The organism is Stenotrophomonas sp. GD03654, assembly GCF_029845105.1.
GTDB classification, from domain to species: Bacteria; Pseudomonadota; Gammaproteobacteria; order Xanthomonadales; family Xanthomonadaceae; genus Stenotrophomonas; species Stenotrophomonas africana.
Genome location: NZ_JAOCLC010000122.1, coordinates 1 through 7,262, shown reverse-complemented (window position 1 = coordinate 7,262; position 7,262 = coordinate 1). Strand labels below are relative to the sequence as shown.

The following is a 7,262-nucleotide window of genomic DNA, read 5'->3' as shown; positions in this document are numbered from 1 at the left end:
GGGGCATGCGCTGGGCGGGTTGGGCAGGACGCCCAACCCCGGTCTTGCCGTGTGCGCAGGACAGCGCACACGAGCAAGGCGCTCTACGAGGCACGCAGGAGCAGCTTTTGCCGTCCCCCGCCTGCCCACACCGCCCCACCCCTGACAGATTCCGGGTGTCTGCCGGGCTTGGGGTCGGATCCCTCTGCTGCGCAGAGGGCACTGACCCCTGAATCTGTCTGTGCGGGCGGGAGGCGCTAAAATGGCGGGATGATCGCCAATACCGCCGCCTATCATTTCGCCGTCATCGACGCTCCCCAGGCCCTGTGCGACCAGCTGCTGGCGCGCGCCGAGGCGGCGCAGCTGCGGGGCACGATCCTGGTGGCGGGCGAGGGACTGAACCTGTTCCTGGCGGGTGCGCCGGAGGCGGTCGAGGGCTTCTATGCGGCGCTGCATGCCGACGCGCGCTTCACCGATATGCGGGTCAAGACCAGCCTCAGTCAGCATCAGCCGTTCGCGCGGCTGAAGGCCAAGGTGAAGGACGAGATCATCAGCTTCCGCCGCGATGACGGCCAGCCGTTGGAGTACCCGCGCGCGCCGGCGGTCGATCCGGCCACGGTGCAGCGGTGGCTGCGACAGGGGCATGACGACGCCGGCAAGCCGGTGGTGATGCTCGATACCCGCAACCTGCAGGAGGTGGAGTACGGCACCTTCAAGGATGCGCTGGTGCTGCCCATCCACAAGTTCACCGACCTGCCCGAGGCATTGGCACCGCACCGCGAAGCGCTGAAGGACAGCACCGTGGTCAGTTTCTGCACCGGCGGCATCCGCTGCGAGAAGGCTGCGCTGTGGATGGTCAACGACGGCATGGACAACGTGCTGCAGCTGGACGGTGGCATCCTCGGCTACTTCGAGGAGGTGGGCGGCGAAGGCTACGAAGGCCGCTGCTTTGTGTTCGATGAGCGCGTGGCGCTGGATGCCGAGCTGAAGCCGATGGTCGACCAGCCGCTGGCCGAGCCGCGCCCCAGCGCGTTCTGACGGGACGTCGGTTGACCGGTATGCAGGTTGACCGGGACGCAGGTTGACGGAAATGCGGGCCGGCGGGGACGACGGTTGACGGGGCGCCGGTAGAGTCGACTGTTAGTCGACTATCGCGCGCAGCGCGGGGGTTTCAGTCTCCCGCCGAGAGCAGTTCAGGAGCAGTCCAGCCGCCGTCCAAAAGCAGTCGACTAACAGTCGACTAACAGTCGACTCTACCGCCGTCCGCCGTCCGCCGTCCGCCGTCCGCCGTCCGCCGTCCGTGGCCCGTAATCCGTCGACCCTGTTCTGCTGAATCCATCCCACGGGAATCAGCATCCCGCCACCGTCACTGGCCGCGGCGGCTGGCCGACCCCATGCATGGGGGATCCTGTGACGGAAAAACACCTGATGATCCCGTTGTCGATCCTTGACCTGGCCCCGGTCTGCGAGGGCAGTGACACCACCGCCGCCTTCGCCAACATGCTGGAACTGGCCCAGCACGCCGATGCGCTGGGCTACCGCCGCTACTGGCTGGCCGAACACCACAACATGCCCGGCATCGCCAGCGCGGCCACGGCCGTGCTGATCGGCCACGTGGCGGGCGGCACCCAGCGCATCCGCGTCGGTGCCGGCGGCATCATGCTGCCCAACCATGCGCCGCTGCAGGTGGCCGAGCAGTTCGGCACGCTGGCCTCGCTGTATCCGGACCGCATCGACCTCGGCCTGGGCCGTGCGCCGGGCACCGATCAGCCCACCGCGCGCGCATTGCGCCGCTACTTCGACAGCGCCGACCAGTTCCCGCAGGACGTGCGCGAGCTGCTGCACTACTTCGAGCCGGTACAGCCCGGGCAGGCGGTGCAGGCCGTTCCGGGTGGTGGCCTGCGGGTGCCGACCTGGATCCTCGGTTCCAGCCTGTTCGGTGCGCGCATGGCGGCCTCGATGGGCCTGCCGTATGCGTTCGCCTCGCACTTCGCGCCCGATGTGATGGACGAAGCCCTGGCGGTATACCGCCGCGAGTTCCGCCCCTCGGCCACGCTGAAGCAGCCGCACGCGATGCTGGCCCTGAACGTTGTCGCCAGCGACAGCGAGGCCGAATCGCGCCGTCTGTTCACCAGCCAGCAGCAGAGTTTCGTGAACCTGCGTCGCGGCCGACCGGGCAAGATTCCGGCACCCATCGACGACATCGAGTCCTTCTGGGAGCCGCACGAAAAACTGGGCGTGGAGCGGGCACTGGCCTGCACCGTGCTGGGCGATCCGCAGCAGGTGGCGGATGGCATCGCCGCGTTCGTCGAGCGGCACAAGCCGGACGAGCTGATGCTCACCGCCAACCTGTACGACCACCGCGCGCGCCTGCGCTCGTTCGAACTGGCGATGCAGGCCTGGCACGCCCGCCACGCGGGCTGAACAATTGCGTCACGGCCCATTGCGGCCGAACCGCGTCTGATGGGGGCTCACACCAATGGAGCCCCCACATGGCCGACACCCGCGCCGAACACATCGCCCAACTGGCAGAACTGATCAAGGACGTAGAGGTGGCGATGTTCACTACCACCGGCGTCGACGGACGGCTCTACAGCCGGCCCCTGGCCACCCAGCAGGTCACCTTTGACGGTGACCTCTGGTTCGTCATCACTGCCGACAGCCCGAAGGTGGCCGAGATCGCGCTCGACCCGCGCGTCAACGTGGCCTATGCCTCGCCATCGAAGAATACCTATGTGTCTGTGGCGGGGCGCGCGCGGGTTGTCGATGATCGCGCGAAGATCGAGGCGCTGTGGTCGCCGGCGATGAAGCTGTTCTTCCCGGGCGGCAAGGACGACCCGAACCTGCGCCTGATCCATGTACGCGCCGACAGCGCCGAATACTGGGATGGTCCGGGTACGCTGCTGGGCAAGGCGCTGACGTTCGTGCTGTCGGCGGTGCAGGATGAACCGGCGGCGTTGGCCGACAACGGATTCATCGACCTACGGTGATGGCTGAGGTCCGGTGTTGGTAGTGCCGGCCACTGGCCGGCAACACTGGAAACGTGGCAGCCGGCCAGATGCCGGCTCCAGCGGAGTCCGGTTCAGAACCAGCGCTGGAACAGATCCACGATGTAACCCACCAGCTGCCCCGAACTGAAACCGAAGAACGCGATCGCCACCAACGCCGCGATCCAGTTGAACAGCATCAGCGCGCCGTCACGTTCCAGCAGCGCCAGCGAGAACAGCAGCAGCTGGAAGCCGAACAGGAAGTTGGTGAACGGAATCGGCAACGACAGTAGGACCCCCAGCAGCACCAGCAGAAGGCCGCTGAAGGCGTGCGCCGGCAGCGGTGTCAGCAGTTGCGGCAGGCGCGGCGACAGCATTCGGTCGAGCCGCCGCAGCGGGCGGTCGATGCGGTCCAGGAAACGGTGCATGGTGCTGCGCCTGGGCCCGCGGCGGGCGATGAAACCGGGCAGCCAGGGGCGGCGCAGGCAGAACAGCATCTGCAGGCCGATCAGGATCACCAGGGGACCGCTGACCGCGCCGCCAAGGCCTGGAATCGGGATGAACGAGGGCAGGATCGCCACGAACAGGAACACGCCGAACGCGCTCTGCTGCAGGTTGCTGAGGATCTGGCCGAGCGGCATGTGCTCGGCGGGATCGCCGGAGGCGAACATCTCCAGGAGGGTACGGATGCCCTCATTGCGGTAGGCCGGGCGATCAGCGCCCGGACCCTGGCCAGCCTCAGGCGGTGAGCTCATCGGCCTGCTCGTCGGACAGCGTGCGCAGCAGCAGCTTGTCCACCCGCGCACCGTCCAGATCGACCACCTCGAAGCGCCAGCCGGCCCAGTCGAAGTACTCGCCTGCATGCGGAATGCGGCCGAAGTAGTGGATGCACATGCCGGCCAGCGTGTAGTAGTCGCCATCCTCGGCATCGGGCAGGTCGTTGCTGCCGATCAGCTCGCGCAGGTCCTCGATCGGCAGCGAGCCGTCCACCAGCAACGAGCCGTCCTCACGGGTCACCACCAGCGCATCTTCGTCGGCATTCTCCACTGCCTGCAGGCGGCCGACCACGGCGCCCATCAGGTCGCTGATGGTCACCAGGCCCTGGATCTCGCCGTACTCGTCCACCACCAGCGCCATCGACTGCTGTTCCTCGCGGAAGATCTCCAACAGCTTCATCGCGTGGGTCGATTCGGAGACATACAGCGGTTCGCGCAGGGTCTGGAACAGCGCGTTGTCACCGCGCGCCATGCGCGTGGCCAGCGATTTCAGTTCGAGTACGCCGACCACGTCCATGTCGTTGTCGCGGTACACCGGGTACCGCGAAAACTCGTGCTCGGCCATGATTTCCAGATTGCGCTCCAGCCCGCCCTGGGTATCCAGCCAGGCGATGCGGTTGCGCGGGGTCATCAGGCTGTCGGCGGTGCGGTCGCCCAGACGCATGACGCGGTTCATCATGTCGCGCTCGTGGGCGTCGATCACGCCGGCCTCGTGGCTTTCGGCCACCAGCATGCGGATCTCTTCTTCCGTCACCGAGGCGACTTCGTCCTTGCCAAGGCCGAACAGGCGCAGCACCAACTGGGTGGTCTTGGACAACAGCCAGACGAAGGGCAGGGCGAGCTTGGCCAGCCAGCTCATCGGCATCGCGACCAGCCCGGCAATGGCTTCCGAGCGGGTCAGTGCCAGGCGCTTGGGCACCAGTTCACCGAAGATCAGCGTGATGAAGGTGATCAGCGAGACCGCCAGGGCGGTGCCTACCTCGCGCGCGTACGCAAAGCCGGGCATCAGGCCCTGCAGCCAGCCGGCGATCGCGTCGCCGATCGCATCACCGCCGAGATAGCCGGTCAGCACGCCGATCACGGTGATGCCGATCTGCACGGTGGACAGGAAGCTCTCCGGCTTCTCCGACAGCTCCAGCGCCTTGGCGGCCCGTTTGGAGGTGGCGGCCATCTGCTTCAGGCGGCTCTTGCGCGAGGTCATGACCGACATCTCGGACATGGCGAAGAAGCCGTTCAGCAGAACAAGCGCAAAGACAATCAGGATCATTTCAAACACGGGCGTCGTCCCCGGTTGGTGGCAGGGAGGGCGTGTGCTGGCGATGGCGGCAGGCGCTCAGGAACAGGGTCCGGCGCGGCGCAGGGGGATAAGGGTCGTCGTCCATAAGGTGCGCCCGAAGGCGCGCTGGCATCTTAGCAAAGGGGCATGGCAGGGTGGCAACCGCCTGTTCAGGTTGGGGGTTCCAGAGCCCCAAAAGAGGTCGGGGATACCCGTGATGGTCATCTAGCCGTCATAATTCCGTCTGGTGCCGTCCTTCCCGCGACGGCTGACAGGTTTCTCAATGTTCTCTCTGCAGACCATTTTCGGTTCCGGCAAACAGTTCTACACCCTGCTCGATGAGGCTGCCGTCGCGGCTTCCGACGCCGCCAAGGCGCTGCATTCCATGCTGCGCGAGGCCGATCGCCAGCCCGCGCTGGACGCCTTCAAGCTGGCCCGCCTGCGCGAACGCGCGGCCTCGGACAAGATCAGCCAGGCGCTGGTGGACAGCTTCATGACCCCGATCGAGCGCGAAGACATCGAAGCGCTGGGCTCGGCGCTGTACAAGATTCCCAAGCAGATCGAGAAGTTCGCCGATCGCTATTCGCTGGCCACGACCCACCTGGAGCACATCGACTTCGCGCCGCGCGCGGCGATGCTGGAACAGGCCGCCGGCGTGGTGGTGGAGATGGTGGCCGACCTGCGCCACATGAACCTGGACCGGATGACCGCGCTCAACGAGAAGCTGCGCTCGCTGGAGAACGAGGCCGACCGCCTGATGCTCGAGCTGTACCGCGACATCTATTCGGGCCGCCTGGACAATCTGCAGATGTTCCTGCTGAAGGAATTCTTCGAGATCCTGGAAAAGGCCATCGACCGTTGCCGCGAGGCCGGCGTGGTGGCGTACCAGATCGTGTTGAAGAACAGCTGACGGACGCCGCCGCATGTTGACCCTTGTCCTGGTGGTGATCCTGGCCGCACTCGTCTTCGAGTTCATCAACGGCTTCCACGACACCGCCAACTCCATTGCCACCGTGGTGGCGACCAAGGTGCTCTCGCCCGGTTGGGCGGTGATGCTGGCCGCCTTCATGAATCTCCTCGGTGCACTGACCGGTACCGCGGTAGCGCTCACCATCGCGTCGGGCCTGCTCAACACCAACGTGGTCGACGTCACCCCGCAGGTGATCCTGTGCGCCCTGCTGGGCGGCATCATCTGGAACCTGATCACCTGGTGGAAGGGCCTGCCGTCCTCGTCCTCGCACGCCCTGATCGGTGGTCTCTGCGGCGCCGGCCTGGCCGCGGCCCACAACAACTGGGACGCCCTGATCTGGTCCGAGCGCCTGGGCAGCTGGGCGCAGAACAAGGGCCTGCTGTGGAAGGTGTTCGTGCCGATGATCACCTCGCCGATCGCCGGCTTCCTGCTCGGCATCGTAGTGATGGGGCTGCTGTGGGCGCTGATCGCCGGCCTGGCCAAGATCGGTGGTGCCATCGGCCGCCTGGCCCGCCCGCGCATCGTCAATGCCTTCTTCGGCAAGGCGCAGATCGCCTCGGCGGCCTACATGGGCTTCGCCCACGGCCACAACGATGCGCAGAAAACCATGGGCATCATCGCCATGACCCTGATCGGTGCCGAAGCCACCGGCGCATTGAACGACCTGCCGTCCTGGCTGGCCTTCATGCACCCGGACGCGCACGCCGGTGACGGCATCGCGATGTGGATCGTGCTGACCTGTGCGGTGGTGATGGCGGCCGGTACCGCTTCGGGCGGCTGGAAGATCATCAAGACCCTGGGCCACAAGATGGTCAAGCTGCACCCGATCCACGGCTTCGCCGCGGAGACCAGCTCGGCCACCATCCTGACCCTGGCCGCGCACTTCGGCATGCCGGTCTCGACCACGCACAGCATCTCCACCGCGATCATGGGCGTCGGCTTCGCCAAGAACCCGCGTTCGCTGAAGTTCGGCGTGATCGAACGCATCGTCTGGGCCTGGATCCTGACCATCCCGGCAGCCGGCGGCTGCGCATACCTGATCCTGAAGCTGTTCGAGCTGTTCGGCTGGACCTGATCGCCACGCCAAGGTTGCAAACGAAAAAGCCCGCCGGATACCGGCGGGCTTTTTTCATGGGCAGATCATTCGTCTGTACCCAGTGTGTCGACCAAGGTCGACACCCACCAGAGCAGAAACAGGGATCCGATCCCGTGCCGACCAACGGTCGGCACCCACCAGCAGCAGCGGGAAACTGTCGAAGGCGGGGTGGGTCCGG

Annotated in this window: 7 protein-coding genes; 5 read left to right on the top strand and 2 right to left on the bottom strand. The window is 66.2% G+C overall.

The window, feature by feature from the left end:
• Window positions 1–249: 249 nt before the first annotated feature.
• From N5J73_RS23670 to N5J73_RS23660, 3 genes are all read left to right on the top strand, one after another.
• Window positions 250–1,017, top strand: a complete 768-nt coding sequence (locus N5J73_RS23670; RefSeq protein ID WP_049448157.1) for a sulfurtransferase — start codon at window positions 250–252, stop codon at window positions 1,015–1,017.
• Window positions 1,018–1,407: 390 nt separating this feature from the next.
• Window positions 1,408–2,403, top strand: coding sequence for an LLM class flavin-dependent oxidoreductase (locus tag N5J73_RS23665; protein WP_049448159.1), 996 nt, complete (start codon window positions 1,408–1,410; stop codon window positions 2,401–2,403).
• Window positions 2,404–2,471: 68 nt separating this feature from the next.
• Window positions 2,472–2,969: a pyridoxamine 5'-phosphate oxidase family protein gene (locus tag N5J73_RS23660; RefSeq protein ID WP_049448161.1), complete on the top strand. Its 498-nt coding sequence runs from the start codon at window positions 2,472–2,474 to the stop codon at window positions 2,967–2,969.
• 92 nt (window positions 2,970–3,061) lie between these two features.
• On the opposite strand, the gene N5J73_RS23655 is transcribed toward N5J73_RS23660, so the two are convergent.
• Both N5J73_RS23655 and N5J73_RS23650 read right to left on the bottom strand, forming a co-directional pair.
• Window positions 3,062–3,721, bottom strand: a complete 660-nt coding sequence (locus tag N5J73_RS23655; RefSeq protein WP_049448162.1) for an exopolysaccharide biosynthesis protein — start codon at window positions 3,719–3,721, stop codon at window positions 3,062–3,064.
• Window positions 3,705–5,009: a hemolysin family protein gene (locus N5J73_RS23650; protein ID WP_049448164.1), complete on the bottom strand. Its 1,305-nt coding sequence runs from the start codon at window positions 5,007–5,009 to the stop codon at window positions 3,705–3,707. Before N5J73_RS23650 ends, N5J73_RS23655 begins: the two co-directional genes overlap by 17 nt.
• Window positions 5,010–5,301: 292 nt before the next feature.
• Between N5J73_RS23650 and N5J73_RS23645 the strand changes: the two genes are divergently transcribed.
• Together N5J73_RS23645 and N5J73_RS23640 are read left to right on the top strand one after the other, a co-directional pair.
• Window positions 5,302–5,928 (top strand): DUF47 family protein, encoded by a 627-nt coding sequence (locus N5J73_RS23645; protein ID WP_004152833.1) that lies wholly within the window; start codon window positions 5,302–5,304, stop codon window positions 5,926–5,928.
• Between the two features lie 13 nt (window positions 5,929–5,941).
• Window positions 5,942–7,063 carry an inorganic phosphate transporter gene (locus N5J73_RS23640; protein WP_049448166.1) on the top strand — a complete coding sequence of 374 codons (1,122 nt, stop codon included), beginning with the start codon at window positions 5,942–5,944 and terminating at the stop codon, window positions 7,061–7,063.
• Window positions 7,064–7,262: the final 199 nt, after the last annotated feature.

Coding starts and splice junctions, on each gene's coding strand:
- N5J73_RS23670 (WP_049448157.1), top strand. CDS start 250: ATGATCGCCAATACCGCCGCCTATCATTTCGCCGTCATCGACGCTCCC.
- N5J73_RS23665 (WP_049448159.1), top strand. CDS start 1,408: ATGATCCCGTTGTCGATCCTTGACCTGGCCCCGGTCTGCGAGGGCAGT.
- N5J73_RS23660 (WP_049448161.1), top strand. CDS start 2,472: ATGGCCGACACCCGCGCCGAACACATCGCCCAACTGGCAGAACTGATC.
- N5J73_RS23655 (WP_049448162.1), bottom strand. CDS start 3,721: ATGAGCTCACCGCCTGAGGCTGGCCAGGGTCCGGGCGCTGATCGCCCG.
- N5J73_RS23650 (WP_049448164.1), bottom strand. CDS start 5,009: ATGATCCTGATTGTCTTTGCGCTTGTTCTGCTGAACGGCTTCTTCGCC.
- N5J73_RS23645 (WP_004152833.1), top strand. CDS start 5,302: ATGTTCTCTCTGCAGACCATTTTCGGTTCCGGCAAACAGTTCTACACC.
- N5J73_RS23640 (WP_049448166.1), top strand. CDS start 5,942: ATGTTGACCCTTGTCCTGGTGGTGATCCTGGCCGCACTCGTCTTCGAG.